This window comes from Serratia sp. szju, from assembly GCF_044594185.1.
GTDB classification, from domain to species: domain Bacteria; phylum Pseudomonadota; class Gammaproteobacteria; order Enterobacterales; family Enterobacteriaceae; genus Serratia; species Serratia bockelmannii.
On sequence record NZ_CP172576.1, the window covers coordinates 2070812 to 2096248 of the forward strand.

Consider the following 25437-nt stretch of genomic DNA (forward strand, 5'->3'; position numbering starts at 1 on the left):
GAGCAGCGTCGTTATCCGGCAGAAAATGAAGCGAGATTGCAGCATAGAGTCATGATGCTGTAAACCGGAACTTTCCGACGCCGCACGGCGGGTACAGAAGATGAACACTTGCTAAACCAATGTATCTTTGCATAATGCGCGTTTCCCTAATTGGCAGCCAAACAGACAGAAAGCACTATGATTAATGACGTCATCTCCCCGGAATTTGATGAGAACGGCCGCGCGATGCGCCGTATCCGCAGTTTTGTCCGCCGCCAGGGGCGGCTGACCAAAGGCCAGCAGCACGCGCTGGAGAACTATTGGCCGGTGATGGGCGTGGAGTATCAGACTGACGCTGTCGATCTCGCTGCGCTGTTTGGCCGCGAAGCGCCGACGGTGCTGGAGATCGGTTTTGGCATGGGTGCCTCGCTGGTGACCATGGCGGGCAACAACCCGCAGCAGAACTTTTTAGGGATCGAAGTGCACTCGCCGGGCGTGGGTGCCTGCCTGGCCGACGCCCACGAGGCGAAGTTGAGCAACCTGCGCGTGATGTGCCACGATGCGGTTGAAGTGCTGGAAAACATGATCCCGGACGGCTCGCTGGACATGGTGCAGCTGTTCTTCCCCGATCCGTGGCACAAGGCGCGCCACAACAAGCGCCGCATCGTGCAAACGCCGTTTGTCGAACTGGTGCTGCGCAAGCTGAAGACCGGCGGGGTCTTCCACATGGCCACCGATTGGCAACCTTATGCGGAACATATGTTAGAGGTTATGAACGGGGTCGCAGGCTACCGTAATCTTTCCAGCGATAATGATTATGTGCCGCGTCCGGATTCGCGCCCACTGACGAAATTTGAATTACGCGGCCAGCGCCTGGGACATGGCGTTTGGGACTTGATGTTTGAGAGGAAAGAATAATGGCTAAGAACCGCAGTCGTCGTTTACGTAAAAAGTTGCACATTGAAGAATTTCAGGAGCTGGGTTTCTCCGTAGCCTGGCGCTTCGCCGAAGGCACGTCGGTGGAAGATATCGACAGCACGCTCGATACCTTCATCGATGAAGTGATCGAGCCGAACGGTCTGGCGTTTGACGGCAGCGGCTACCTGCAGTGGGAAGGTCTGATCTGCCTGCAGAAGATCGGCCACTGCACCGACGAGCATCGCGAACTGGTGAAAAACTGGCTGGAAGCGCGCAAACTGTCCGACGTTAAGGTCAGCGATCTGTTCGATATCTGGTGGGATTGATCGCGCTTGCCCGATGAGCGCGGCTTCGCGCCGCTTATTTCCCCCTAAATAATTGGATTTGCATCACGGCGGCAAGAGTGTGAGTCCCCAGGAGCTTACTTCAGTAAGTGACTGGGGTGAGCGCTCGCAGCCAACACAGATGCGGATTCAAGTATGACGGGGATGGATTTAAGGTGCCTTAACGGCGCCTTTGTTTTGCCCGGAGTGTGACCGAGGTGGTAACAACATTGGATAACGCGCTGCTGGAGGAGATCCTGCAACAGGTGCGCCCGCTGATTGGCCAGGGGAAAGTGGCCGACTACATCCCGGCGTTGGCGGAAGTGCCCGCCGATCGGCTGGCGATCGCCGTCTGCACGGTGGACGGCGAACTGTTCCAGGCCGGCGACGCCGCGGAGCGCTTCTCCATTCAGTCGATCTCCAAAGTGCTGAGCCTGACGCTGGCGCTGACGCGCTATCAGGAGCCTGAGATCTGGCGGCGCGTCGGCAAAGAGCCTTCCGGCCTGCCGTTCAACTCGCTGCTGCAGCTGGAGATGGAGCAGGGTAAACCGCGCAATCCGTTTATCAACCCCGGCGCACTGGTGGTGTGCGACATGCTGCAAACTCGGCTCAGCGCCCCCAAGCAGCGCATGCTGGAGGTGGTGCGCCAGCTGGCCGGCGAAGACGACCTGGCCTATGACCTGCGGGTGGCGCGCTCCGAGTTCGAACACTCCGATCGCAATGCGGCCATCGCCTATCTGATGAAGTCGTTCGGCAACTTCGAGAACGATGTGATTACCGTGCTGCAAACCTATTTCCACTACTGCGCGCTGCGCATGAGCTGCGTGGAGCTGGCGCGCAGCTTCGTCTATCTGGCCAATCACGGCCGCGATCTCAGCGGCGAGGCGGTGATCAGCCCGCTGCAGGCCCGGCAGATCAACGCCCTGATGATGACCAGCGGCATGTACGACGGCGCCGGCGAATTCGCCTATCGGGTGGGGATGCCGGGCAAGTCCGGCGTGGGCGGCGGCATCGTGGCCATCGTGCCGGGCGAGCTGTCGATCGTCGTCTGGTCGCCGGAGCTGGATGCCTCCGGCAACTCACTGGCGGGAACTGCGGCGCTGGAACTGTTGTCTCAACGTATCGGTCGTTCGATTTTTTAATCCCAATCTGGATGGGAGTCAGGAGAAGCTATGTTGAAGAAAACCGGGTTAGCCTTACTGCTGCTGGCGGCGACTGCCGCACAGGCCCACGCTGAGTACCAATGCAGCGTTAAACCCCAGGATGATGTGATCATCAGCCCGCAGAGCGTGCAGGTGAAAGGCGCCAGTGGCGACCTGCAAATATCGCCGGATGGCGACGTGATCCGCAACGGCCAGGCGCTAAGCTTGAACGACAGCCAGCGGCAGAAAGCCTTCAGTTACCAGAGCGCCTTGCGCAAGCAGCTGCCGTGGATCGACGACGGCGCGCAGAAACACCTGGAGAAAGCCCGCTCGGCGCTGGATAAGGTGATCGTTAAAGAGCTGGGCAGCAACAGTAACGTGCGCAACCGGCTGACCACCCTGAATGGCCAACTGAAACAGCAGATGAACCGCATCATCGAACACCGCAGCGACGGTCTGACCTTCCACCACCAGGCGATTGACCAGGTGGAACAGGACGGCCGCAACATCGTGCAGCAGAGCATGGGCGGGGTGCTGCAGGACAGCCTGAACGAGATGGGCGTCAAACAGGCCGCCAACAGCGGCGGCAACCCGCTGCAGGCGATCATGGGCAACCTGGGCGGCTTGCAGAAGGCGATCCAGAACGAATGGAACAACCAGGAGCAGGACTTCCAGAACTTCGGTCATGACGTGTGCAACCGCGTCACCGCACTGGAAACCCAGCGCAAGGATCTGCTGAAGGCGTTGAAGTAACGGATAGGCATAGCCGCCGTGCGTTCTTTGACCTCACGACGGCTATCTGAGAAACTGGCTAAACTATAATCAATCGGCAAAAGGATTTTGCATTGATGCCAGTGATATTCCGTTATAAAGGCTATAGGTTCTTTTTTTATTCAAATGAGGGTGACCCGCTTGAGCCGCCGCATGTTCATATCAGAGACGCTGAGGCTGAAGCGAAATTTTGGTTGGTTCCTGGCGTGCAGTTGGCGCGTAATGATGGCTTTAACGCCAGAACGCTAAAAGAGTTGGCTGGTCTGGTTGATACCTATCAGGCATTGTTTTTGGAGGCTTGGCATGAGTATTTCGGCTAAACGCGTCAGCTTTGACGATACGACGATGTGGGTCGAACTAAGTGACGCCAGAATTATTGGCGTGCCGCTGGCCTGGTTTCCCCGTTTGTTGAACGCGACGGAAGAACAGCGGGCGGGGTATGAGCTCAGCGCTCGCGGCATCCATTGGGACGCGTTGGACGAGGATGTTTCCGTTGAGGGATTGCTGAAGGGGCGTGGCGACGTGACGCACCGCCCTCATAATGCCGCCTGAACATGAAAAAAAGCGCTGATCATTCAGCGCTTTTTTTTTACTCGTCGTCCGCCAGGAACAGTTCCAGCAGCGAGTTGAGGAACAGCTTGCCCTTCTCGGTAATTTGCCAATGCTCCGCGGTTTCTTCCAAATAGCCTTTGGCCAGCGCTTCGTCCAGCTGCGGGCGAATAACGCTTTCCGCCAGCCCTGTGTAGTTGACGAAGTCGGCGCGCGGCGCGGCTTCCAGCAGGCGGAAGCGGTTCATGAAGAACTCGAACGGCCGATCCGCCGCCGCCACCTCATGCTGCTTGTCCATGTAGTCGCCGCGCATAAAGCCGCGCGGGTGCTTGGTCTTGGCGGTGCGCAGGATGCGTCCGTCGCTGAAGGTCACCTTGCCGTGCGCGCCGCAGCCGATCCCCAGATAGTCGCCGAAGCGCCAGTAGTTGAGATTGTGCTGGCATTGGTAGCCCGGCTTGGCGTAGGCCGAGGTTTCATACTGCTGGTATCCGGCGGCGCTCAGCAGCTGGTGGCCGCGCTCGAAGATGTCCCACAGCGCGTCGTCGTCCGGCAAGACCGGCGGGCGTGAGCTGAACAGGGTGTTCGGCTCGATGGTCAGCTGATACCACGACAGGTGCGGCGGATTGAGGGCGATCGCCTGGCGCAGATCGTCCAGCGCCTCTTCCAGCGACTGATCCGGCAGGCCGTGCATCAGATCGAGGTTGAAGCTGCGCAGGCCAAGGCCGGTCGCCAGCGTCGCCGCGCGTTTGGCTTCTTCCGGGCCGTGGATGCGCCCCAGGCGGGTCAGCTTCTCGGCGCTGAAGCTTTGCACCCCAATGGAGATGCGGTTGACGCCGGCGCGCTGGTAGCCGCTGAAGCGATCGGCTTCCACGGTGCCGGGGTTAGCCTCCATGGTGATTTCGGCGTCGTCGGCGACGCGAATGCGCGCCCGCACGCCGTCCAGCAAGGCCTGCATCGCCTCGGCGCTCAGCAGGCTGGGGGTGCCGCCGCCGATAAAGATAGTGCTGATTTCCCGGCCGCCGGCCAGCGGCAGGTCGGCATCCAGATCCGCCAACAGATGATCGACGTACTCCTGATGCGGTACGTCACCCTTCAGCGCATGGGAGTTGAAGTCGCAATACGGGCATTTCTGCACGCACCACGGGATGTGGATGTAGAGACTCAGCGGGGGCAGCTTAAGCATTGCGCATGGCTTCCAACATCAGCTTCAGCGCCTTGCCGCGGTGCGAAATCGCCCGCTTCTCGTCGCGGCTCAGCTCGGCGGCGGTGCGCCCCAGTTCCGGCACGTAGAAGACAGGGTCGTAACCGAAGCCGCCTTCACCGGCGGCCTGTTCGGTGATTTCGCCGGCCCAACTGCCGTGGAACACCAGCGGCGTCGGGTCTGCCGCATGGCGCAGATAGACCAGCACGCAGTGGAATTGCGCGCCGCGCTTGCCCAGCGCCACGTCTTTCATCGCCGCCAGCAGCTTGTCGAGGTTCTGCCGATCGTCGGCGTCTTCACCGGCGTAGCGTGCGGAGTAGATGCCCGGCGCGCCGCCCAGCGCGTCGACCGCCAGACCGGAGTCGTCGGCGATCGCTGGCAGGCCGGTGACCTGTGCCGCATGGCGCGCTTTCAGAATGGCGTTTTCGATAAACGTCAGGCCGGTCTCTTCGGCGGATTCCACGCCCAGATCGGTTTGCGCGACCACGTCCAGGCCGAAATCGGCCAACAGGTCGGCAAGTTCGCGCACTTTGCCCGGGTTACCGGTGGCAAGAACGACTTTTTGCATAATGACTACCTTGAAAATTATTCGATGAGCGCCGCGACCACGGCGGGGATCTGTTGCGGATTCACGATGCGTAACTGTTTATGCCGCCCCAGTTCGCCTTTCTCGATGGTGACGTTGCTTTTCGCCACTTTGAACTGCTTGGCGATAAACTTGATCAAATGGGCGTTGGCTTGGCCGTCGACCGGCGGGGCGGTGATGGCGACTTTTAGTTCGTCGCCATGCAAGCCGATAATTTGGTCGCGGCTGGCTTTCGGCTGAATATATAGCCTGATCGCCAGCCCGTCCAGCACCGGAGTGACGGCACTCACAGCAGGAACCAGATCTCGCCGAACACATCCATGCCCAGGTAGTTGATCAGATAGAGGATCAGGATCACTACCATGGCGGAAAAGTCGATGCCGCCCATCGCCGGAATGATGCGACGGATCGGCGCCATCAACGGTTCGGTCAGCTGGTACATCACGTAGTCGATCGGGCTGCGGCCCTGGCTTACCCAGCTCATCAGCGCACGAATGATCATCACCCAGAAGATCAGGTAGCCGGCGGATTTGACCAGCGAGATCAGGCCGAACAGCAGGTTATACGGGCTGAGCGATATCGCGCCGCCCTGGATCAGTAGCAGCAGCGGGTACTTGATGGTCATCAACAGGAACGCCAGCAGCAGAGAAGCGCTGTCGATAGGCCCCAGCGATGGGATGATGCGGCGCAGCGGGCCGACCACCGGTTGGGTGATCTTCACCACAAACTGCGAGAACGGGTTATAAAAATCGGTGCGCGTCCATTGCATCCAAATGCGCAGCAACAGCACCATCACGTACAGATCAATAACGGTCTTGACCAGGAAAGTCAGCGTTAGCATGAAGTGGTCCTTCTCCTTAACTCATGGTTATTTAAAATAATTTTTCCATTTCTTGCGCACGAGAAACGGCGGCCTGCATTGCTTGCGCCACGGTTTCCGGCAGTTGGCGTTCGTTGAACACCCGCAGCGCTTCGGCGGTGGTGCCGCCTTTGGAAGTCACCTGCTCGCGCAGCGTGCCCAGCGGCGTATCCGGGTTGGCTTCCACCAAGGCGGCAGCACCGGAAGCGGCCTGCTGCACCAGATCGCGCGCGGTCTGGCTGTCGAAGCCCATGCGTTCGGCCTCTTTTTGCATCGCTTCCATAAACAGGAAGAAATAAGCCGGGGCGCTGCCCGCGGCGGCGATCACGCCGTTGATGCCATTTTCGTCATCTACCCAGCAAACTTTACCGACCGACGCCATTAAATCGCCGGTGTAGTCGCGATCCTGTTGGCTGACCTGCGCCGGCGCGTACAGCCCGCTCATGCCCTTGCCGACCAGCGACGGGGTGTTGGGCATGATGCGCACGATGTCCAGTTGGTCGCCGAGCAGCTGATAGAAACGGCTGACCTGAATACCGGCGGCGATCGACAGCACCAGTTTGCCGCCGAAATCGACCTGTTCGCGCAGCGGCTGACACACGTCGGCCATCATCTGCGGTTTGACCGCCAGCACCACCACCTCGGCTTCACGCGCGCAGGCGACGTTGTCGCCGCTGCTGACGATGCCGTAGTCCGCCGCCAGCGCGTCACGGTTTTTCGCCGAAGGGGCGCAGACGCTGATGGATTTGGCCGGATAGCCGCCCGCCACCAGGCCGGCGATGATTGCACGCGCCATGTTGCCGGCGCCGATAAAGGTAATCTTGCGATGTTGCATCAAATCCCTCGTCTGTTTGTCAGGCCTGCGAGTAGTCGCGGGCGCCAAAAATTGCGGTGCCGATGCGCACCAGGGTGCTGCCTGCGGCAATCGCTGCCGCCATATCGTCCGTCATGCCCATCGACAGCGTATCGGCCTGCGGATAACGCTGGCGCAGGGCGAGAAAGGCGTCGTTCATCTGGTTGAATACCGCCAACTGCCGCTGGTAATCCGCTTCCGGCGCCGGGATGGCCATCAGGCCGCGCAGCGTCAGGTTCGGCAGCGCAGCGAGCGCCTCGGCCAGCGCCGGCAGTTCGCTTAATGCAATGCCGGATTTGCTCTGCTCATCGCTGATGTTGATTTGAATCAGCACGTTGAGCGGCGGCAGGTCGGCCGGGCGCTGATCGCTCAGGCGCTGGGCGATGCGCAGCCGATCCACGGTATGGCACCAGGCGAAATGTTCCGCCACCAGCCGACTCTTATTGGATTGCAGCGGGCCGATAAAGTGCCACACCAACTCACCGCCCTGCGGCGACTCGGCGAAATGCCGGATCTTGTCTACCCCTTCCTGCACGTAGTTCTCGCCGAAGGCGCGCTGGCCGGCGGCGATGGCTTCTTCGATCGCCGCCACAGGTTTGGTTTTGCTGACTGCAAGCAGAGCAACTTCTTCCGGCGCCCGTGCGCAGTTTTGCGCGGCGGCCGCGATGCGGTTTCTGACATCCTGCAGGTTCTGTTGGATAGTGCTCATTATTGACCCGGGAGAGTGATATGGATATCGATGAATTCGTGGCCCTTAGTGTAAAGCATAATGCTTCCGATCTGCACCTTTGTGCCGGTCATCCGCCGATGTTGCGCATCGACGGTGAACTGCAGCCGCTGGCGGCGGCGCAAACGCTGACGGCGCAAGGCGCGCAGGCCCTCTGCGATGGATTGCTGAATGCGCAGCAGCGCGAGAGCCTGCGGCGGCTGGGGCAGGTCGATCTGGCGTTGCACAGGCCGGGCGGGGAGCGGTTGCGCGCCAACATTTTTCAACAAAGCGCGGGGATTTCTCTCGCGTTGCGGCGTATTGCCGGGCAATCGCCTTCGCTTGCCGAGCTGGCAGCGCCGGCCATCGTGCCGGCGCTGCTGCGGCGCGACGATGGGCTTCTCCTGGTCACCGGCGCCACCGGCAGCGGCAAGTCCACCACGCTGGCAGCGATGATCGACGAGATCAACCGGCACCAGCAGCGGCACATTTTGACGCTGGAGGATCCGATTGAATTCCTGCACCGCAGCCGGCGATCGCTGATCCAGCAGCGGGAGATCGGCCGCGACAGCCACAGCTTTGATGCGGCGTTGCGCGCCGCGCTGCGCGAAGATCCGGATGTGATCCTGCTGGGCGAGCTGCGCGATACCACCACCATCCGGCTGGCGCTCACCGCGGCGGAGACCGGCCACCTGGTGCTGGCGACGCTGCACACCCGCAGCGCGTCGCAGGCAGTGGAACGGTTAGTGGACGTGTTTCCGGCGGAAGAAAAACCCTATGTGCGCGCCCAGCTGGCCGGCAGTCTGCAGGCGGTGATCGCGCAAAAGCTGATGAGGCGGCCCGGCGGCGGACGCGTGGCGATCTTCGAAGTGCTGACGGCGACGGCGGCGGTCAGCAACCTGATCCGCGAAGGGAAAACGCATCAGTTGGCGAGCGTGTTGCAAACCGGCGCACAGTCCGGCATGCAAACCTTTGAGCAAGGTTTGCAGCAGCGGATTGACGCCGGTGTGTTGGGGGACTGTGCGGGGGAGGGAACGGGTGTTTAGCCCAGCTGCCGTTCGAACCAGCTCTCGAGGATCACTACCGCGGAGGCGGAATCCACGCTGCCTTTATCAAGGGCGCGGAAGCCGCCGCGGTCGAACAGGTTGGCGCGCGCTTCCACGGTGCTCAGGCGCTCGTCATGCAGATCGATCTGGATGCCGAAGCGGCCGTGCAGGCGGTTGGCGAACTTGCGCGCCTGGGCGGTAACGGGTTGTTCGGTGCCGTCCATGTTCAGCGGCAGGCCGACCACCACCAAATCCGGCTGCCACTCCTTCAGCAGTTTTTCAATTTTCAGCCAGTCCGGCGAGCCGTCCTGCGCTTTGAAGGCCGGCAGGGCGCGGGCGCTGCCGGTCAACTCCTGGCCGATGGCCGCGCCAATGCTTTTGGTGCCGAAGTCGAAGGCGATAATGGTGCGGTTGCTCATCAGGCGTGTCCTGCGTGGTTGGCGATGCTGCGAATGTCGATACCCAATAGGTTCCCCGCCTCGCGCCAGCGGCTGGCGATCGGCGTGCGGAACAAAATGTCGGTGTTGGCTTCGATGGTCAGCCAGGCGTTTTCCAATACTTCCTGCTCCAACTGGCCCTTTTCCCAGCCCGCATAACCCAGCGCCACCAGCACGTCGTCCGGTTGCTCTGGCGTGCCGAGCGTTTCCAGCACGTCTTTCGAGGTGGTGATCATGGTGTTGGGCGAAATTTGAATGCTGGCGCCGAAGCCGTGGCGCGGCGTATGCAGGATAAACCCGCGATCGTCCGCCAGGGGGCCGCCGGCGAACACCGGCTTGTCCAGGCTGATGGCCGGATCGCGCGCAGGCGGCATGATCTTCAGCTTGCTCAGCACCGTGGCTACCGTGAACTGCTCCACCGGTTTATTGATCACCAAACCCATGGCGCCTTCTTCATTGTGCTCGCAAATGTAAATCACCGAGCGCTTGAAGCGAGGATCCTGCAGCGTTGGCATGGCGATCAGAAAATGGTGCTGTAAATTCATGGCGTTAGTATAAGGTAATCAATGGGTGAGAAAATAAACAGCCGCCAGTATGCGGCTATACCCGCCGCCTTTCAAGCCGCTGCCGGAAAGGCGGGCTTTGGCAGGCGCGATACAGGATAGCGGGCGGCATGCCGCCCGCATGACGCATTACTTCGCCGCCAGGCGCTTTTCAATCGCGTCCATCAGCATGCCGGTAATCGAGATAGGGAATGCCGCCTCGATCTCGCGTGCGCAGGTTGGGCTGGTCACGTTGATCTCGGTCAGGCGATCGCCGATCACGTCCAGACCGACGAAGATCAGCCCTTTCTCTTTCAGCGTCGGGGCGACGGTACGGGCGATTTTCCAGTCGCTCTCGCTCAGTGGACGCGCTTCGCCGCGGCCGCCGGCCGCCAGGTTGCCGCGGGTCTCGCCCTGCGCCGGAATGCGCGCCAGGCAGTAAGGCACCGGCTCGCCGTCCACCACCAGGATGCGCTTGTCGCCGTCCTTGATCGCCGGCAGGAAGTTCTGCGCCATGCAGAAACGGCTGCCGTGTTCGGTCAGGGTTTCGATGATCACCGACAGGTTAGGATCGTCCTGCTTCACGCGGAAGATAGACGCGCCGCCCATGCCGTCCAGCGGTTTCAGGATGATGTCGCCGTGCTGTTGGTGGAATTTGCGGATGTGTGCGGCGCTGCGGCTGACCAGCGTATCCGGCGTCAGCTCAGGGAACCAGGCGGTGAACAGCTTCTCGTTGCAGTCGCGCAGGCTTTGCGGCTTGTTGACCACCAGCGTGCCTTTGACTTCGGCGCGCTCCAGAATGTAGGTCGCGTAGATGTATTCGGTATCGAACGGCGGATCCTTGCGCATCAGGATCACGTCCAGATCGTGCAGCGCCAGATCCTGCTCGGCGCCGAAGCTGAACCAGCTCTCCTTGTCTTCCTTCACGCTCAGCAGGCGGGTACGGGCGCGCCCGTCGCCGGCGTGCAGATAGAGATCGTTCATCTCCATGTAGTGCAATTCGTAACCGCGGCGCTGCGCTTCGAGCAGCATGGCGAAGCTGGTGTCTTTCTTGATGTTGATGGAATCGATAGGATCCATCACGATGCCGAGCTTAATCATCTTTTCTCCTTTAACCCAGGTCGCCGAAGCGGACCTGCAGAGCGGTAATGGCGGTGAGCGCTGTGGTTTCGGTACGCAGAACGCGTGGTCCCAGCAGAATATCAGTAAATCCGTGGTCGGTGGTCATGGCGATTTCGTCGGCGGACAAACCGCCTTCCGGGCCGATCAGCAGGCGGACGCGGTCTACCGGCTGCGGCAGCGTGTTGATGCTGTGGCTGGCGCGCGGATGCAGGTTGAGCTTCAGGCTGCCGTCCTGCTCGGCGCACCAGGCCTCCAGCGACATCGCCTCGCGGATTTCGGGAATGCGGTTGCGGCCGCACTGCTCGCAGGCGGCGATGGCGATCTTTTGCCATTGCTGGATTTTCTTCGCCAGACGCTCGCCGTCCAACTTGACGCCGCAGCGCTCGGAAAACAGCGGGGTGATGACGTTGACGCCCAGCTCGATGGATTTCTGAATGGTGAACTCCATCTTCTCGCCGCGCGAGATCACCTGGCCCAGATGCAGGTTGAGCGGCGATTCGATGTCCTCCACGCGGCCGTCGCCGAGGCGCACCAGCACGCTCTTTTTGTCCACCCGGACTATCTCGGCGTCGAACACCTGGTTGCTGCCGTCGAACAGCTGCAGCGCCTGGCCGGCGCTCATGCGCAGCACGCGCCCGACGTGGTTGGCGGCGTCCTCGCTGAGGGCGATCTCCGCCCGATCGGTCAACGGCTGCGGATGGTAAATGCGGGGTATGCGCATGGGTAGTCTGATCCTGACGAAACGGCGCCGCGGGTTGGCGGCGCCATGAAAGATAAAGGCTATAGTAGGTTAGCTTTTCCGCTGCTGACAAGCCTGTTGAATATAGGGGTTGTGGTTGCCCTGCACCTTGGCGATACGTGCTTCACGCTGACATTCCCATTGGCTCACCGGATATTGCCGGTTCCACACCTCGAACAACTGGGTTTGCTGGCGTGACAGCCGCAGCTGGTAGCGATCGCGCATGTAGAAGTAGGTGCGGGCAATGGCGCCGCGGGCGCGGGCGGGCGGCTCCGCCTGTTTATTCTTGAAGTCCACCTTCATTGGGCATTGCCCGTACTGGCCTGCGCCGCCGTTCCATTGGCTGTACATGAAGTTGTTGCGGTCGCCGTTCACTTCGCCGATCGCCGGCTGCAGGTTGTGCAGATCGGTTTCTATCTGGCGATAGGTGGCGTCCTTGTTGCAATTTTTGCGCCCGCCGTCCTGCCAACACTGCAGCTGGTGACCGAACTGCCAGGCCGGCACTACGTGTTCCCATTCGATGCGCTGTGCGCGCTGGGCGTTTTTACGTACCTGATAGCCGCAGCCGGCGAGATCCGGGATGCCCTTCTTGCCCTGCCAGTCGATGCGGCAGCCGCAGTAAAAGCTGCCCGGCGCATCCTGATTAATCTTGGCCGCCGCCGCTTTGGCCTGAGAGAAGTTATTGATGCCGTGCGCCTGTACGGCGCCTGCGGCGAAAACCGCCATAAACAAAATTCTGCGAAGCATATTCCAAAACAGCTCAAAATTGGAAAAGCAGGCAGGGTAACGGAACTTGCCGGCAGTGGCAAATGGCGATATTTGCTTGTTTTAACGTATAAATCGTTTAACTAAAGGTTCTCGCTAGCAAGAAATTTCAGTTTTTCGCCGCACCGGCGGCAGCGGTATTCGCTTTCGCCGCGCAGCACGCGGTTATGGCGGCGAATGGTGAGCTGGTGCTGCCCGCAGCCACAGCGGTAGGGGAAGGTTTTGCTTTGCACCGAGGCGGTTTCGAAACGGTGAGTGCGGCTGGCGGGGGTCAGTAGCACGCTTTCCATCATCCAGCGCCATTCGCGGCCGTGCGGCGCCACCCGGCCGAATTGGCGAAACACCAGCAGGTGCGCCAACTCATGCGGCACCACCTCATCGATAAACGGCTGTTGGTTTTCCAGCAGCAGCACCGGGTTCAGACGGATTTCCCAGCTTTGCAGCCAGGCGGTGCCCGCGCTGGTGCCGCGTTGCTGATAGACGATGCTGGGTTCGGGGAACTCGACGGCAAAATGCTGGCGTGCCAACTGCAGCTTTTCTCGCAGGCAGCGCATCACCGCTTGTTGCAGCGCGATGGGGATTCTTGGTTTGTTCATTGCGGCTAGCTTAAGCAATGGCACGGCGGCTGACAATATGCTCCGACGCAAATCCGCATCCGCGTTTTTTCGCCACATTGATAAAGCGATCGCCGTCGATGGATTGTAATCAATGTGTTAACTGCGGGATAATAAAGCGTGCATGATGAGCCTGTACCCGCAGTTCTCACCGAGCAAGGTTGAAACGCCGCCTGTGGTAATCCCTTACGCAAAGAGCGGTTATTTTGCGATTTGGCGCAATAACTGACTGATTAAAAATACGTAAGGTGGAGGCAGTTTTTTGACAAGGCGCCGCCTCGCGCGCCACAAGTGTGAATTTAACGCAGCTGATGTTGCAAGTGAGAGATCAATGTCGAATAAACCGTTCCACTATCAAGATCCGTTCCCGCTGAAGAAAGACGATACCGAATATTATCTGCTGAGCCGCGACCACGTTTCCGTGAGCGAGTTTGAAGGCCAGGAAATACTGAAAGTTGCCCCTGAAGCGTTAACCCTGCTTGCCCAGCATGCGTTCCACGACGCCTCGTTCATGCTGCGCCCGGCGCATCAACAGCAGGTGGCCGATATCCTCGACGATCCGGACGCCAGCGAAAACGACAAGTACGTTGCGCTGCAATTTCTGCGTAACTCAGAAATCGCCGCCAAGGGTATTTTACCGACCTGCCAGGATACCGGCACGGCGATCATCGTCGGCAAAAAGGGCCAGCGCGTCTGGACCGGCGGCGGCGATGAAGAAGCGCTGTCGCGCGGGGTGTACAACACCTACATCGAAGAGAACCTGCGCTATTCGCAGAACGCCGCGCTGGATATGTACAAAGAGGTCAATACCGGCAGCAACCTGCCGGCGCAGATAGATCTCTACAGCGTGGACGGCGAAGAATACAAATTCCTGTGCATCGCCAAGGGCGGTGGTTCTGCCAACAAAACCTATCTGTATCAGGAAACCAAGGCGCTACTGTCGCCGGGCAAGCTGAAAAACTATCTGGTCGACAAGATGCGCACGCTGGGCACTGCGGCCTGCCCGCCGTACCACGTGGCGTTCGTCATCGGCGGCACCTCGGCGGAAGCGACGCTGAAAACCGTCAAACTGGCCTCGACCAAGTATTACGATGGCCTGCCGACCGAAGGCAACGAGCATGGTCAGGCGTTCCGCGATCTGGAACTCGAAGCGGAACTGCTGCAAGAAGCGCAGAACCTGGGGCTGGGCGCGCAGTTCGGCGGCAAATACTTCGCGCACGATATCCGCGTGGTGCGCCTGCCGCGCCACGGCGCGTCCTGCCCGGTCGGCATGGGCGTTTCCTGCTCGGCAGACCGCAACATCAAAGGCAAGATTAACCGCGACGGCATCTGGCTGGAAAAACTGGAGCACAATCCGGGTAAATTCATTCCTCAGGAGCTGCGCCAGGCCGGGGAAGGCGAGGCGATCAAAGTCGATCTCAACCGTCCAATGGCCGAGATCCTCAAACAGCTGTCGCAGTACCCGGTTTCCACCCGCCTGTCGCTGAGCGGCACCATCATCGTCGGCCGCGATATCGCGCACGCCAAGCTGAAAGAGCGCCTGGATCGCGGTGAAGGCTTGCCGCAGTACGTCAAGGATCACCCGATCTACTACGCCGGCCCGGCCAAAACGCCGGAAGGCTACGCGTCCGGTTCCTTGGGGCCAACCACCGCTGGGCGTATGGACTCCTACGTCGATCTGCTGCAATCCCACGGCGGCAGCATGATCATGCTGGCGAAAGGCAACCGCAGCCAGCAGGTGACGGATGCCTGCCACAAGCACGGCGGCTTTTACCTCGGCAGCATCGGCGGCCCGGCGGCGGTGCTGGCGCAGCAGAGCATCAAGAGCCTGGAGTGCGTGGAGTACCCTGAGCTGGGCATGGAAGCGATCTGGAAAATCGAAGTGGAAGATTTCCCGGCGTTTATCCTGGTGGATGACAAAGGCAATGACTTCTTCCAGAAGATTCAGGCCGGTCAGTGCTCCAGCTGCCTGAAATAATCGCTGCCCCCTTCGCCGCCCGCGGGCGGTGAAGGGGAGTGTGTAAAGTCCTGTAGCTTGCTGGACGTCGAGTTTTAACCTGTATACCCTACGCGGGTAGCACTAAAATTCGACTAATGGAATATCGGCAACAGAAGGTTCGGCAAGCACATGGGAACGCAGGAAAGTCACATCAAGGAATTGCTGGTCTGGATTGAAGATAACCTGACCAATCCGCTATCGTTGGATATCGTTTCTGCCAAGTCAGGCTACACGAAATGGTACCTGCAGCGCATGTTCAAAAAGCAGACCGGATTATCGTTAGCCTCGTATATCCGCGCTCGCCGTCTCTACCTCGCCGCCTTCGCCTTGCGTTTCACGCAGAAGAGCATCCTCGATATTTCGGTTGAATATCAATTCGATAATCAGCAGACATTCTCGCGCTGTTTCAAAAAGCACTTCGCCGAATCGCCCAGCGTGTATCGCCATGCCCGCAAGCAGGACTTCAGCAATCTGGTGCGTTCGCTGGCGGCCAGCCAGCCCGGCGATATTCAGGTCGAACGCGTCAGCATCGCCAGAGGGCAATATGCCTTTCACGGCAAACATTACGCGTACCATCTGGATATCGAGAAGCTGGACAAGTCGCACCTGCCGCAGCGCAGCGCGCTGCGAGGGCAGTTCTATACTTTGCTGGGTGAGCGCCCGGCACAAACCTATTCGTTTACCCAACTGGTGCCGGACGGCGAGCGGGTCAGGGTCGATTATACCCTGGGCGTGACGACGGACTACCCGCTGCGCGAAGGCGTGGCGCTGGAGCCGCTGCCGGAGATCCACGGCGAGTTTTGCCGTTTTCGCTATTCCGGCAAGCCGGTGGCGCTCAACGACCACATCATTAAAATTTACACGCAGGTGCTACCCGAAATGGGGCTGGCCCGCGGTGACGGGCCGGACATGACGGTGTTCAGCTATTCGCTGAGCGGGAAAGAGGAGCTGTATCTGGAGCTGCAGCATCTGGTGCCGGTGGTGCCGTTGCACTGATCCCGTCGGCGGCCGGCCGCCGGTTTTTCTGCTGCACGATCGCCGCCATCACTGCCAGGGCGATCTCCGCCGGGGTTTTGCTGCCCAGCGGCAGGCCGATCGGCGCATGAATGCGTTCCAGCTCCTGCGGCGTGAATTCGGCAATCTGCTGCAAACGCTGGCGCCGCCGCGCGCTGTTTCTGAGCGAGCCCATGGCGCCGATGTAAAACGCCGGGGTGTGGATCGCTTCCATCAGCGTCAGGTCGTCCATGCGCGGATCGTGGGTCAGCGCCACGACGGCGGTATTGGCGTGGCAACCGCCGTCCTCAATGAACTTGGCCGGAAACTGGCGCAGCAGCGTCACGCCCGGTTTCAGCTCGGCGGCGAAGTTATCCAGCGCCTCCGGGCGGCTCTCGCACACCAGCACCTCAAACCCCAGCGCCACGGCGAAGTCGGCGCAGTACAGCGCCACGCTGGACAACCCGGCGATCAGCAGGCGTGGCGCGGCCGCGATGTGCAGGGTGATCTGCTCGAGCCGGCGTTCGACCTGGGTGGCGCTGGTGAAGTGGCTCTGCTCAAGGCTGTGGCAGGCGTGGGGCAGCGTCAGGCGTTTGATCAACGCGTGATGCCCTTCCAGCGCGCCGGCGATGCGTTGCAGATAAGCGACGCTGGCTTCTCCCGCCGGCAGATACTCGATCAGCACGTCCAGCACGCCGCCGCAGGGCAGCGCCACGTTGGGCGTCATGCCGCCTTCGCCATAACGGATCACCTGGCTGGGCGCCTGATACTCCCCGGCGGCTACGCGCCGTAGAAAGTCCTCCTCCACGCACCCGCCCGACAATGAACCGCTGTAGCGGCCGTCTCGGGTCGCGGCCATCAACGCGCCCGGCGACCGCGGCGAAGAGCCGTAGGTACTGAGCACGGTGCATAACCAGACCGGCTGTTGCTGCAGCCAGCTTATCGCCTGGCTGACCACGGTGACATCAAGATGTTGCATAGGTGAGTTTACTCGCTGGCCGGGAGTTGCGATGGAAGATCAATATCCTGCACGACGCCGGGGTACTCAAGCGGCAGCAGGTGTACCGCCGCGCCTTGCAGCAGTTCACGCGCGCCATTATCGCCGCGCAGTTGGCAAAGCGGTTTGCGCAATCGGGCGGAAAAGCCGACCGGGTGACCGGGCTGTTGCGCATAGCAGGGGCGCACGATCGAGTGCTGCCGTAAGGCATCCGCCACCTGTCGGAAAACGTCGGCGCCGACGAACGGCATATCGGCCAGGTGGATCAGCCAGCCCTGCCAGTGCGGCGTGGCCGCAACGCCCGCGGCGATCGAGTCGCCGAGGCCCCCGCTGGCGAGCAGGGTGACCGGCACTTCCTTGGCGGCGCAGGCTGCCAGCACCGGCAGATTATCCGGCCGGGTTACCACCTGTACCGGCAGGCCGGAAGCCAGCGCCTGGCGCAGAGTGTGTTCGAACAGCGATCGCTGCTCGCCCGCCGCATCGGCGAATCCGGCGTTCAATTTGTTGCCCTGGCCGCCGGCCTGGATAAAGCGCTCCCCGCGTCCGGCGGCGGTAATGACAATGCCCGTGGTCATGGTTGAAGTCCGCGTTTGCGCAAATTATTTATTAGCCTACAAACTACCTGTGTTTTGCAAATGTTTTTTTGTTGAAAACAGCCTGTTAATCATCACATAATTTTAGTTATAAGCATATGCTTATGACGTCTACGGCAAGGTCGTCAGCGTTTGCGCAACAACACCGCGAACAAAAACCAATTACAAGAAAGACGTGAAGGACTTATTTATGAGCAATTTCAACCCGTCGCGGCGCCGCTTTATCAAAAGCGCCGTGATTGCGGGGGTGTCTGTGTATCTCGCCCCCCTGTACAGCCGCGCCTACGCCGCGCTGTTCGAGCAAAAAATCCTCCAGTCGCCCAACTGGGATCCGCAGACCAAACGCGTCCGTTTCCGCATCGATGGCCGCGCCAAGGTCATGGGGCAGAAGGTGTTCGCGCGCGATATCCGCGCGGTGGACATGCCGCACTGGCCGCAGAAACAGGCGCACGCCTTCATTCTGCGCGTCACCAAAGCCGACCGGCTGTTCGAAGGGGTCGATCTGTCGCTGTTGGGGGACGACCTGCAGCCGGATCGCCTGGTGACGGCGGAAGATCTGGCGCGCGATGGCCTGGCCTTCCCGGCGTTCTACGGTGACGACATGCTGCTGCCGAGCGGCAAAACCCCGGCCTACCTCGGCCAGGCGGTGGCGATCCTGATCTATCACGACTTCGCCCGATTCCGCTTTGCCAAGGACAAGCTGAAATTCCGTGAAGAGACCATCAAATTCGGCGCGGTCACCGGCCCGCTGGAGCGCGATCCCTGGGGCAGCTTCCGCTATGTGCGGGTGGGGGGCGATCAACCGTTCGACGACGATCGCTTCTCCAGCCTGAAGGACACGCCAATCTTCCCGGTATCGATGAAAAAGCACCTGCCGGTGTGGCCGGAAGGGCGCGAGGGCGGCAAGCTGGATCAGGAAGGCATGCGCTATGCGGGCCAGATCGCCGACGAGATGGCCAACCCGCCGGCCGACTGGCTGGTGATGTCACGCCGCTACACCACGCAGTCGATCGATACCTCGGCGCTGGAGCCGGACAACGCCAACGGCTGGTTCGACGCGCAGACGCAAACCCTGCATCTGGTGGTGCCGACCCAGTCGCCGCAGGAAGTGGCCGACGAGATGCCGCGCATGCTGGCCAAGCGCAACCCGCCGGTGAAACAGCTGATCCTGCACCCGTGCTACACCGTGGGCTACGGCTCGAAAGATCACTACAACTTCCCCTATTACGGCGCAGTGGCGGCGATGTACGGCGACGGCCACCCGGTGCGCCTGGCCAATGATCGCTTCGAACAGTTCCAGACGGCGCTGAAGCGCCACGCGTTCGACATGAACTATCGCATCGCGGTGAATCGCCAGACCGGCGTTATGCAGTCGTTCCTCGGTGACATGACGGCGGACGGCGGCGGCCGCAGCAACTTTACCCCTTCGGTGGTGATGGTCGGCGCGACCGCCGCCCAGTCGATTTACTACTTCCCAAAAAGCGATCTGTCGTCGGTCGGGCTGGCCTCACGCGCCATCGACGCCGGTTCGGCACGCGGTTACGGCACGCTGCAGAGCATGGCCGCCACCGAGATGATGGTGGATGAGCTGGCCGCCGAGCTGAAGATCGACCCGATCGAGTTCCGCCTGCGCAACGTGCTGAAATCCGGCATGAAAAACACCCAAGGGGCGATCCCGGCCGGTGCGATCCGCGCCGATGAAGTGCTGGAGAAGGCGGCGAAGCATGAGATGTGGCTCAAGCGCGCCGAACGCAAGGCCGAGTTTGAGAGCCGCTATCCCGGCAAGCGCTATGGCGTTGGCTTCGGCTGCGTGCAGAAAGACTTCGGCACCGGGGCGGAAACCTCGTTCGCCCGGGTGGAGCTGAGCGAAGACGGGCGCATCACCCTGCATCACAGCGGCGCGGAGATGGGCACCGGCATGTCGACCTCGCAGTCGGTACTGTGCGCGCAGTGGCTGGGCAAACCGGCCGACGAAGCGCACTTCTCGGTCACCGACTGGTCGGTACTGCCGATGGTCACCAGCGGCGATCCTTACCTGATGTCGCAAGAAGAGCAGGACAAGCTGCAAACCAACCCCAACTGGACGCCGAGCTACTGTTCGCCGTCCAGCGCCAGCAACTCGGCCTATTACTTCTCGCACAGCACCCGCGAAGCGGCGCGCCTGATCTTCGATCACGGCCTGTGGCCGGCGGCGATGGCGCTGTGGCAGGCCGGCATCGGCGGCGGCCAGGCGGCGCCGCTGGTGGTGCGGCGCGAAGATGCGCGTTGGGTCGAAGGCGGCCTGACGGCGGCGGGCATGTCGGTGCTGAGCCTCGAGCTGCTGGCCAAGACGGCTTATCAGATGGGCGGCGTCACCGGCGCTGCGGTGCACGTGTTCAACCGCTGGCAGTGGGCGGAGGCCGATTTCACGTTGAACGGCAAAAGCGAGCGCCTGCCGGTCGACGGTATGGCGCTGCGCAACGCCGGCGGCGAATTCAAACCGCTGGCGCGCGGGCAGGTCTATTATCCGCCGACCCAGCGCAACAATGCGGCGGTGACCTACTACAGCGCCGTTGGCACGCTGGCGGAAGTGGCGGTGGATATCGCCACCGGCCAGGTGGAATTGCTGAATCACCACTCGATCATGGAGTGTGGCAACCTGATCGTGCCGGAACTGGTTTCCGGCCAACTGCAGGGCGGGCTGGCGATGGGGATCGGCCATGCGCTGCACGAATATTTACCGCTGTACGAAGACGGCCCGGGCAACGGCACCTGGAACTTCAACCGTTACCACCTGCCGCGCGCTAGTGACGTGGCGGTGTGGAAGCAGAGCGGCGACATCCTGCCGGCGCTGTCGGAAACCGATCCGCCGAAAGGCATGGCGGAGGTGGTGATGATCCCGATCGTGGCCGCGCTGGTCAACGCCATCGCCGACGCCACCGGCCACCGTTTCCGTGATTTGCCCGTTCGTGCAGAAAATATTCGTGAGGTATTACAATGAGCATTAAAACCCAGCCGATTTCCCTGACCATCAACGAAAAGCAGTACGGCCCGATCGAGGTGCCGGAAGGCTTGATGATGATCGATTTCCTGCATGAGTACCTCGATTTGACCGGTTCGCGCCTCGGCTGCGGGCAGGGCATTTGCCACGCCTGCGTGGCGATCGTCGATCACCCGAGCGGCACTAGCGAAGAGGTGCGCACCTGCATCACCGGCGCGCATTTCTTCAACGGCAAGAAAGTGCGTACCGTCGAAGGCCATGCCAAGGTGGACGAGCAGGGCGAGGTGGTTGAACTGTCGCCGATCCAGCAGGCGTTTCTGGAGCACTACAGCTTCCAGTGCGGCTACTGCACGCCGGGCTTCGTCAACGCCGCCACCATTTTCGTGGAAAAGCTCAAGCGTGAGCCGATCGCCCGCGAACAGTTGGAAAACGCCATCGAGCAGGCGCTGGACAGCCACATCTGCCGCTGCACCGGCTACGTGCGCTACTACGAAGCGGTGCGCGACGTGGTGCTGAAAACGCCGGGCCTGCTGAAGGAGACGGCGCAATGAAAAAACGTCTCGCAGTGTTGATTGTGCTGGTGGCGATCGTAGTGATTGCGCTGCTGTGGTGGCGGGAAAACCGCCGTTACGACGGCCCGGTGCAGCAGGTGACCGCCAGCGCCGAACAGATCGCGCGCGGCCGCTATCTGGCGCAGGCCGCCGACTGCGCCGCCTGCCATACCGCCAGCGGCGGGGCGCCGTTGGCCGGCGGCTATCCGCTGGACACGCCGTTCGGCACGATTTACGGCAGCAACCTGACGCCATCGGGCGACCACGGCATCGGGCGCTGGAGCAAGGACGACTTCTTCCTGGCGCTGACGCAGGGCGTGGCGCCGGGCGGACGGCACCTGTACCCGGCGATGCCTTACACCTCGTACAAGGGCATGTCGCGTCAGGACGCCGATGACATCTACGCTTACCTGATGACGCGCCCGGCGGTGGACGTGGCCATTCCGGCCAACGAGATGCCGTTCCCGTTCAACCAGCGCATGGCGCTGATCGGCTGGAACCTGCTGTTCCGCAGCCAGGATCCGCTGCCGGCCAGCTCGCAGGGCAGCTCGTCGCAATGGCAGCGCGGCCGCTATCTGGCCGACGTGCTGGGCCACTGTGGCGAATGCCACACGCCGCGCGGCGCGCTGGGGCAGATGGATCTCGGCAAGCCGATGCAGGGCGGCGATCTCGGCCGCTTCATGGCGCCGGACATTACGCCGCACGGCCTGGCGCAGCGCGGCTGGACACCGCAGGACGTCAGCCGCTTCCTTGGCACCGGCCTCGCGCCGCAGGGTTCGGCCTTCAGTGAGATGCATATGGTGGTGGATCTCAGCACCCGTCATTTGACGCCAGAAGACCATCAGGCGCTGGCGCTGTATCTGATGGGCGAGCAGCCGCCAGCGGCGGTGCCGGTGAAAATGGGGCAGGGCAGCGATGCCGGGCGCATGACCTATCTGGATCAGTGCGCCGGCTGTCATGCGCGCGAAGGCGAAGGCAAACCGCACGTCGCACCGGCGATGCGCGATAACGCCACGCTGCGCCAGGCGGACGGCAAGAACCTGATCGTGTCGGTGCTGGACGGCCTGCCGGCCCAGCAGTTCCCGAACGGTGAAAGCATGCAGAGCATGCCGGGCTTCGGCGAGCGTCTGAGCGATGCCGACGTGGCGGAACTGGTAAATTACCTGCGGGTGACCTGGGGCGGTTTGCCGGCGGACGTCACCGCCGAGCAGGTGAAAGCGCTGCGCAAGTAAGCGGCGTTCAGACGAAAAAAATGGCCCGCATCTGCGGGCCATTTTATTGCGCGGTCACGGGATTCAACGGCTGGTGACGCCGTCGACGCGTTGGCTGCGCTGTTTGATGGCGTAACCGACGGCCAGGATCGCCACCCATACCGGGATCAGCAGCACCGAGATTTGAATGCCCGGCGTCAGGTACATGATCACCAGGATGCCGGCCATGAACAGCAGGCACAGGTAGTTGCTGAACGGGTACCAGAACGCTTTGAACTTCGGCACCACGCCTTCGCGGTTTTTGGCGGCGCGGAACTTCAGGTGCGCCAGGCTGATCATCGCCCAGTTGATCACCAGCGCCGACACCACCAACGCCATCAGCAGTTCGAAGGCACGGCCCGGGATCAGGTAGTTAATCAGCACGCACAGCGCGGTGGCGAGGGCGGAGATGCCGATGGCCACCACCGGCACGCCGCGGCCGTCGACCTTCAGCAGGCTTTTCGGGCCGTTGCCCTGCTGCGCCAGACCGTACAGCATGCGGCTGTTGCAGTAGACGCAGCTGTTGTACACCGACAGCGCGGCGGTGAGCACCACGACGTTCAGCACGGTCGCCACCAGGTTGCTGTTCAGCGCGTGGAAGATCAGCACGAACGGGCTGCCGCCTTCGACCACTTTGCCCCACGGGTACAGCGACAGCAGAATGGCCAGCGAACCGATATAGAAGATCAGGATGCGGTAGATCACCTGATTGGTGGCTTTCGGAATGCTCTTTTGCGGGTTGTCGGCTTCGGCGGCGGTGATGCCAACCAGTTCGAGGCCGCCGAAGGAGAACATGATCACCGCCATCGCCATCACCAGGCCCATGACGCCGTTCGGGAAGAACCCGCCCTGCGCCCACAGGTTGGTGACGGTGGCTTCCGGGCCGCCCATGCCGCTGAACAGCAGGTAGGCGCCGAACACGATCATGCCGATAATCGCCACCACCTTGATGATGGCGAACCAGAACTCCATCTCGCCGTAAACTTTAACGTTGGCGAGGTTGATGGCGTTGATCGCCAGGAAGAATACCGCGGCGGAGACCCAGGTCGGGATCTCCGGCCACCAGTACTGCACGTAGATGCCGACCGCGGTCAGCTCCGCCATCGCCACCAGGACATACAGCACCCAGTAGTTCCAGCCGGAGGCGAAGCCGGCGAAGTTGCCCCAGTATTTGTAGGCGAAGTGGCTGAAGGAACCGGCGACCGGCTCTTCCACCACCATTTCCCCCAGCTGGCGCATGATCAGAAACGCGATGAAGCCGCCGATGGCGTAGCCGAGAAGCACTGACGGGCCGGCCATTTTTATTGTTTGAGCGATACCGAGAAATAACCCGGTACCGATTGCGCCACCTAAGGCGATGAGCTGAATATGGCGGTTTTTCAGGCCGCGTTTCAGCTGGTCACCCTGCTGTTGACCATCCATCAATCTAACCCTCTGTCGTTGTGAATGCCCATCTGCCTGTAAAGCAGTGGTTACGATGTGTGTTTTGTTTTATTTACGGCGTTATAGCTATTAATTCCACGGCGCCGCTACCGTTTGGCAGAGAATAATGTTATGCGCGTCGGTTTGCACCTGCTTTGTCGTGTGAGTGATTAAGATTGCAGCAGTTTAGGAAACAAAATGCGGGTTGTGTGACGGCGGGGGGGATTCAGTGCATGAAATAAGCAACAAATCACATAATGCGCAAAAATAACGTAGATCTGAACGGTGGGGTGCGTTCAAATAATGAACGAACCGCCGTTGCGCTGCTCGCCAAATAGCCATTCATTAAAGCGTCATAACCATGCAATAAAACTCGGGCAAAAAGTTTGCACTCTGCCTTGCGTAAGGTTTGGTAAAAGTTAAATCCCCAACCCATCGCGTAAATGGTAATACCATCACGGCGTTACCGGTTTGCAGCGGGGTTTTCAGCGGGGTGTTAAAATGTGCGGGTAACCTGATTTCGATCAAGGCCCGTATGGACAGGAGGTGAATACTTTGTTACTTTACCGTCACGTTTTTGAAATTGGTATTACCAATTGACTCCGCGCCATTCGCAGAGAAGAATTCACTCATGGCCTACAGCAAAATCCGCCAACCCAAGTTGTCAGATGTTATCGAGCAACAGCTCGAATACCTGATCCTCGAGGGGACACTGCGCCCAGGCGAAAAACTGCCTCCGGAGCGCGAGCTGGCGAAACAATTTGATGTCTCCCGTCCTTCTCTGAGAGAGGCCATTCAGCGCCTTGAAGCGAAAGGGCTGCTCCTGCGCCGTCAGGGCGGCGGCACCTTCGTGCAAACTAATCTGTGGCAGAGCTTCAGCGATCCGCTGGCCGAGCTGTTGGCCGACCATCCCGAATCACAGTTCGATCTGCTGGAAACCCGTCACGCGCTGGAAGGCATTGCCGCCTATTACGCGGCGCTGCGCGGCACCGATGAAGATCTGGCGCGCATCCGCGATTGCCACATCGTGATTCAACAGGCTCAAGACAGCGGCGATCTCGACGCCGAGGCCGATGCGGTCATGCAGTATCAAATCGCCGTGACTGAAGCCGCTCACAACGTTGTGTTACTTCACCTGCTACGCTGCATGGGGCCGATGCTGGAACAGAACGTGCGTCAGAACTTTGAATTGCTCTACTCGCGCCGTGAGATGTTGGCAAAAGTGAGCAGCCACCGCGCCGGAATTTTTGAGGCGATTGTGGCACGCGAGCCGGAAAAGGCCCGTGAAGCCTCGCATCGCCACTTGGCGTTTATCGAGGAAATCTTGCTGGATCTCAGCCGGGAGCATACTCGGCGCGAGAGATCGCTACGGCGTCTCCAGCAACGCAAGGATTAAGAGCTGTCCTCTTCAGGGTACACCAGCCTGCGGGGGTTAAGTTCGAGGTACTTAGTTAAGTACTTAAGCGGCAACTAAACTGATGGGCCTGTCTTCGTGTGTTT

The 25437-nt window shown here is 60.8% G+C and carries 28 protein-coding genes; 13 read left to right on the forward strand and 15 right to left on the reverse strand.

The genetic code is table 11. The features are described 5' to 3' along the window. Positions 1 to 177 precede the first annotated feature (177 nt). The 6 genes from trmB to RE418_RS09745 all read left to right on the forward strand — a co-directional run bounded on the left by trmB (position 178) and on the right by RE418_RS09745 (position 3685). The gene (trmB, locus tag RE418_RS09720) at positions 178 to 897 is read left to right on the forward strand and encodes a tRNA (guanosine(46)-N7)-methyltransferase TrmB (RefSeq protein ID WP_049204213.1); all 720 of its coding nucleotides are present in this window, start codon (positions 178 to 180) and stop codon (positions 895 to 897) included. After that, positions 897 to 1223 (forward strand): YggL family protein, encoded by a 327-nt coding sequence (locus RE418_RS09725; protein WP_025304256.1) that lies wholly within the window; start codon positions 897 to 899, stop codon positions 1221 to 1223. The genes trmB and RE418_RS09725 overlap by 1 nt, the downstream gene beginning before the upstream one ends. A gap of 215 nt (positions 1224 to 1438) precedes the next feature. Next, positions 1439 to 2362, forward strand: coding sequence for a glutaminase B (glsB, locus tag RE418_RS09730; RefSeq protein ID WP_044031973.1), 924 nt, complete (start codon positions 1439 to 1441; stop codon positions 2360 to 2362). Between the two features lie 30 nt (positions 2363 to 2392). Next, a complete protein-coding gene (locus tag RE418_RS09735; protein ID WP_043141352.1) occupies positions 2393 to 3115 on the forward strand; it encodes a DUF2884 domain-containing protein in 723 nt (240 codons plus the stop codon). A gap of 95 nt (positions 3116 to 3210) precedes the next feature. Beyond that, positions 3211 to 3453, forward strand: coding sequence for a DUF4160 domain-containing protein (locus RE418_RS09740; protein ID WP_004937418.1), 243 nt, complete (start codon positions 3211 to 3213; stop codon positions 3451 to 3453). Continuing rightward, the gene (locus RE418_RS09745) at positions 3437 to 3685 is read left to right on the forward strand and encodes a DUF2442 domain-containing protein (protein ID WP_025304253.1); all 249 of its coding nucleotides are present in this window, start codon (positions 3437 to 3439) and stop codon (positions 3683 to 3685) included. Before RE418_RS09740 ends, RE418_RS09745 begins: the two co-directional genes overlap by 17 nt. 37 nt (positions 3686 to 3722) lie before the next feature. Here RE418_RS09745 and hemW read toward each other — a convergent pair whose 3' ends face one another. Genes hemW through RE418_RS09775 form a run of 6 tightly spaced genes read right to left on the reverse strand, consistent with a single transcriptional unit; the run spans position 3723 to position 7890 of the window. Then, on the reverse strand, positions 3723 to 4865 hold the full coding sequence (gene hemW / locus RE418_RS09750; RefSeq protein ID WP_033635947.1) for a radical SAM family heme chaperone HemW: 1143 nt from the start codon (positions 4863 to 4865) through the stop codon (positions 3723 to 3725). Continuing rightward, positions 4858 to 5451, reverse strand: a complete 594-nt coding sequence (locus tag RE418_RS09755) for an XTP/dITP diphosphatase (protein ID WP_043141349.1) — start codon at positions 5449 to 5451, stop codon at positions 4858 to 4860. Before RE418_RS09755 ends, hemW begins: the two co-directional genes overlap by 8 nt. Before the next feature lie 17 nt (positions 5452 to 5468). Next, positions 5469 to 5759, reverse strand: coding sequence for a DUF167 family protein YggU (gene yggU / locus RE418_RS09760; protein WP_004948014.1), 291 nt, complete (start codon positions 5757 to 5759; stop codon positions 5469 to 5471). Beyond that, positions 5756 to 6310 (reverse strand): YggT family protein, encoded by a 555-nt coding sequence (locus RE418_RS09765; RefSeq protein WP_049296239.1) that lies wholly within the window; start codon positions 6308 to 6310, stop codon positions 5756 to 5758. The genes yggU and RE418_RS09765 overlap by 4 nt, the downstream gene beginning before the upstream one ends. Positions 6311 to 6341: 31 nt before the next feature. After that, on the reverse strand, positions 6342 to 7163 hold the full coding sequence (gene proC / locus RE418_RS09770) for a pyrroline-5-carboxylate reductase (protein WP_025304249.1): 822 nt from the start codon (positions 7161 to 7163) through the stop codon (positions 6342 to 6344). Between the two features lie 19 nt (positions 7164 to 7182). Continuing rightward, positions 7183 to 7890 (reverse strand): YggS family pyridoxal phosphate-dependent enzyme, encoded by a 708-nt coding sequence (locus RE418_RS09775; protein ID WP_025304248.1) that lies wholly within the window; start codon positions 7888 to 7890, stop codon positions 7183 to 7185. A gap of 20 nt (positions 7891 to 7910) precedes the next feature. On the opposite strand from RE418_RS09775, the gene RE418_RS09780 reads away from it, so the two are divergent. Further along, complete coding sequence (locus tag RE418_RS09780) at positions 7911 to 8933, forward strand: type IV pilus twitching motility protein PilT (RefSeq protein WP_049204215.1); 1023 nt, start codon at positions 7911 to 7913, stop codon at positions 8931 to 8933. Here the strand turns inward: RE418_RS09780 and ruvX are convergent. The 6 genes from ruvX to RE418_RS09810 all read right to left on the reverse strand — a co-directional run bounded on the left by ruvX (position 8930) and on the right by RE418_RS09810 (position 13134). Continuing rightward, complete coding sequence (ruvX, locus tag RE418_RS09785; protein ID WP_025304246.1) at positions 8930 to 9352, reverse strand: Holliday junction resolvase RuvX; 423 nt, start codon at positions 9350 to 9352, stop codon at positions 8930 to 8932. The genes RE418_RS09780 and ruvX overlap by 4 nt on opposite strands. Continuing rightward, complete coding sequence (locus tag RE418_RS09790) at positions 9352 to 9915, reverse strand: YqgE/AlgH family protein (RefSeq protein ID WP_004937452.1); 564 nt, start codon at positions 9913 to 9915, stop codon at positions 9352 to 9354. Before RE418_RS09790 ends, ruvX begins: the two co-directional genes overlap by 1 nt. A 147-nt stretch (positions 9916 to 10062) precedes the next feature. After that, the gene (gene gshB, locus RE418_RS09795) at positions 10063 to 11013 is read right to left on the reverse strand and encodes a glutathione synthase (RefSeq protein ID WP_025304245.1); all 951 of its coding nucleotides are present in this window, start codon (positions 11011 to 11013) and stop codon (positions 10063 to 10065) included. Between the two features lie 10 nt (positions 11014 to 11023). Next, the gene (rsmE, locus tag RE418_RS09800) at positions 11024 to 11755 is read right to left on the reverse strand and encodes a 16S rRNA (uracil(1498)-N(3))-methyltransferase (protein WP_025304244.1); all 732 of its coding nucleotides are present in this window, start codon (positions 11753 to 11755) and stop codon (positions 11024 to 11026) included. Between the two features lie 69 nt (positions 11756 to 11824). Next, complete coding sequence (endA, locus tag RE418_RS09805; RefSeq protein WP_025304243.1) at positions 11825 to 12520, reverse strand: deoxyribonuclease I; 696 nt, start codon at positions 12518 to 12520, stop codon at positions 11825 to 11827. Between the two features lie 101 nt (positions 12521 to 12621). Then, complete coding sequence (locus tag RE418_RS09810) at positions 12622 to 13134, reverse strand: SprT family zinc-dependent metalloprotease (protein ID WP_004937462.1); 513 nt, start codon at positions 13132 to 13134, stop codon at positions 12622 to 12624. A gap of 349 nt (positions 13135 to 13483) precedes the next feature. Here RE418_RS09810 and fumA point away from each other — a divergent pair, with 349 nt between their 5' ends. Beyond that, positions 13484 to 15130, forward strand: a complete 1647-nt coding sequence (fumA, locus tag RE418_RS09815; RefSeq protein WP_025304241.1) for a class I fumarate hydratase FumA — start codon at positions 13484 to 13486, stop codon at positions 15128 to 15130. 150 nt (positions 15131 to 15280) lie between these two features. Beyond that, positions 15281 to 16147, forward strand: coding sequence for a helix-turn-helix domain-containing protein (locus RE418_RS09820; RefSeq protein ID WP_089181284.1), 867 nt, complete (start codon positions 15281 to 15283; stop codon positions 16145 to 16147). Here the strand turns inward: RE418_RS09820 and RE418_RS09825 are convergent. Next, on the reverse strand, positions 16071 to 17123 hold the full coding sequence (locus RE418_RS09825; RefSeq protein ID WP_043141323.1) for an XdhC family protein: 1053 nt from the start codon (positions 17121 to 17123) through the stop codon (positions 16071 to 16073). The genes RE418_RS09820 and RE418_RS09825 overlap by 77 nt on opposite strands. An 8-nt stretch (positions 17124 to 17131) precedes the next feature. Next, positions 17132 to 17716, reverse strand: coding sequence for an NTP transferase domain-containing protein (locus RE418_RS09830; protein WP_049296232.1), 585 nt, complete (start codon positions 17714 to 17716; stop codon positions 17132 to 17134). Between the two features lie 208 nt (positions 17717 to 17924). Between RE418_RS09830 and RE418_RS09835 the strand changes: the two genes are divergently transcribed. The 3 genes from RE418_RS09835 to RE418_RS09845 are packed head-to-tail and all read left to right on the forward strand — an operon-like array spanning position 17925 to position 22497. After that, positions 17925 to 20714, forward strand: a complete 2790-nt coding sequence (locus tag RE418_RS09835) for a xanthine dehydrogenase family protein molybdopterin-binding subunit (RefSeq protein WP_060434526.1) — start codon at positions 17925 to 17927, stop codon at positions 20712 to 20714. Then, positions 20711 to 21265, forward strand: coding sequence for a (2Fe-2S)-binding protein (locus tag RE418_RS09840; protein ID WP_025304236.1), 555 nt, complete (start codon positions 20711 to 20713; stop codon positions 21263 to 21265). The genes RE418_RS09835 and RE418_RS09840 overlap by 4 nt, the downstream gene beginning before the upstream one ends. Beyond that, positions 21262 to 22497 carry a c-type cytochrome gene (locus tag RE418_RS09845; RefSeq protein ID WP_089181283.1) on the forward strand — a complete coding sequence of 412 codons (1236 nt, stop codon included), beginning with the start codon at positions 21262 to 21264 and terminating at the stop codon, positions 22495 to 22497. The genes RE418_RS09840 and RE418_RS09845 overlap by 4 nt, the downstream gene beginning before the upstream one ends. Before the next feature lie 63 nt (positions 22498 to 22560). Here the strand turns inward: RE418_RS09845 and RE418_RS09850 are convergent, their stop codons facing one another. Then, positions 22561 to 23937 (reverse strand): amino acid permease, encoded by a 1377-nt coding sequence (locus RE418_RS09850; protein ID WP_025304234.1) that lies wholly within the window; start codon positions 23935 to 23937, stop codon positions 22561 to 22563. A 631-nt stretch (positions 23938 to 24568) separates the two neighbouring features. Here RE418_RS09850 and pdhR point away from each other — a divergent pair. Then, the gene (gene pdhR, locus RE418_RS09855) at positions 24569 to 25333 is read left to right on the forward strand and encodes a pyruvate dehydrogenase complex transcriptional repressor PdhR (protein ID WP_004937490.1); all 765 of its coding nucleotides are present in this window, start codon (positions 24569 to 24571) and stop codon (positions 25331 to 25333) included. The last annotated feature ends 104 nt before the right edge of the window (positions 25334 to 25437 follow it).

Excerpts from the sequence above, each read along its gene's own strand:
- trmB (WP_049204213.1), top strand. The coding sequence starts at position 178 with ATGATTAATGACGTCATCTCCCCGGAATTTGATGAGAACGGCCGCGCG.
- RE418_RS09725 (WP_025304256.1), top strand. The coding sequence starts at position 897 with ATGGCTAAGAACCGCAGTCGTCGTTTACGTAAAAAGTTGCACATTGAA.
- RE418_RS09735 (WP_043141352.1), top strand. The coding sequence starts at position 2,393 with ATGTTGAAGAAAACCGGGTTAGCCTTACTGCTGCTGGCGGCGACTGCC.
- RE418_RS09740 (WP_004937418.1), top strand. The coding sequence starts at position 3,211 with ATGCCAGTGATATTCCGTTATAAAGGCTATAGGTTCTTTTTTTATTCA.
- RE418_RS09745 (WP_025304253.1), top strand. The coding sequence starts at position 3,437 with ATGAGTATTTCGGCTAAACGCGTCAGCTTTGACGATACGACGATGTGG.
- hemW (WP_033635947.1), bottom strand. The coding sequence starts at position 4,865 with ATGCTTAAGCTGCCCCCGCTGAGTCTCTACATCCACATCCCGTGGTGC.
- RE418_RS09755 (WP_043141349.1), bottom strand. The coding sequence starts at position 5,451 with ATGCAAAAAGTCGTTCTTGCCACCGGTAACCCGGGCAAAGTGCGCGAA.
- RE418_RS09765 (WP_049296239.1), bottom strand. The coding sequence starts at position 6,310 with ATGCTAACGCTGACTTTCCTGGTCAAGACCGTTATTGATCTGTACGTG.
- proC (WP_025304249.1), bottom strand. The coding sequence starts at position 7,163 with ATGCAACATCGCAAGATTACCTTTATCGGCGCCGGCAACATGGCGCGT.
- RE418_RS09775 (WP_025304248.1), bottom strand. The coding sequence starts at position 7,890 with ATGAGCACTATCCAACAGAACCTGCAGGATGTCAGAAACCGCATCGCG.
- RE418_RS09780 (WP_049204215.1), top strand. The coding sequence starts at position 7,911 with ATGGATATCGATGAATTCGTGGCCCTTAGTGTAAAGCATAATGCTTCC.
- ruvX (WP_025304246.1), bottom strand. The coding sequence starts at position 9,352 with ATGAGCAACCGCACCATTATCGCCTTCGACTTCGGCACCAAAAGCATT.
- RE418_RS09790 (WP_004937452.1), bottom strand. The coding sequence starts at position 9,915 with ATGAATTTACAGCACCATTTTCTGATCGCCATGCCAACGCTGCAGGAT.
- gshB (WP_025304245.1), bottom strand. The coding sequence starts at position 11,013 with ATGATTAAGCTCGGCATCGTGATGGATCCTATCGATTCCATCAACATC.
- rsmE (WP_025304244.1), bottom strand. The coding sequence starts at position 11,755 with ATGCGCATACCCCGCATTTACCATCCGCAGCCGTTGACCGATCGGGCG.
- endA (WP_025304243.1), bottom strand. The coding sequence starts at position 12,520 with ATGCTTCGCAGAATTTTGTTTATGGCGGTTTTCGCCGCAGGCGCCGTA.
- RE418_RS09810 (WP_004937462.1), bottom strand. The coding sequence starts at position 13,134 with ATGAACAAACCAAGAATCCCCATCGCGCTGCAACAAGCGGTGATGCGC.
- fumA (WP_025304241.1), top strand. The coding sequence starts at position 13,484 with ATGTCGAATAAACCGTTCCACTATCAAGATCCGTTCCCGCTGAAGAAA.
- RE418_RS09820 (WP_089181284.1), top strand. The coding sequence starts at position 15,281 with ATGGGAACGCAGGAAAGTCACATCAAGGAATTGCTGGTCTGGATTGAA.
- RE418_RS09825 (WP_043141323.1), bottom strand. The coding sequence starts at position 17,123 with ATGCAACATCTTGATGTCACCGTGGTCAGCCAGGCGATAAGCTGGCTG.
- RE418_RS09830 (WP_049296232.1), bottom strand. The coding sequence starts at position 17,716 with ATGACCACGGGCATTGTCATTACCGCCGCCGGACGCGGGGAGCGCTTT.
- RE418_RS09835 (WP_060434526.1), top strand. The coding sequence starts at position 17,925 with ATGAGCAATTTCAACCCGTCGCGGCGCCGCTTTATCAAAAGCGCCGTG.
- RE418_RS09840 (WP_025304236.1), top strand. The coding sequence starts at position 20,711 with ATGAGCATTAAAACCCAGCCGATTTCCCTGACCATCAACGAAAAGCAG.
- RE418_RS09845 (WP_089181283.1), top strand. The coding sequence starts at position 21,262 with ATGAAAAAACGTCTCGCAGTGTTGATTGTGCTGGTGGCGATCGTAGTG.
- RE418_RS09850 (WP_025304234.1), bottom strand. The coding sequence starts at position 23,937 with ATGGATGGTCAACAGCAGGGTGACCAGCTGAAACGCGGCCTGAAAAAC.
- pdhR (WP_004937490.1), top strand. The coding sequence starts at position 24,569 with ATGGCCTACAGCAAAATCCGCCAACCCAAGTTGTCAGATGTTATCGAG.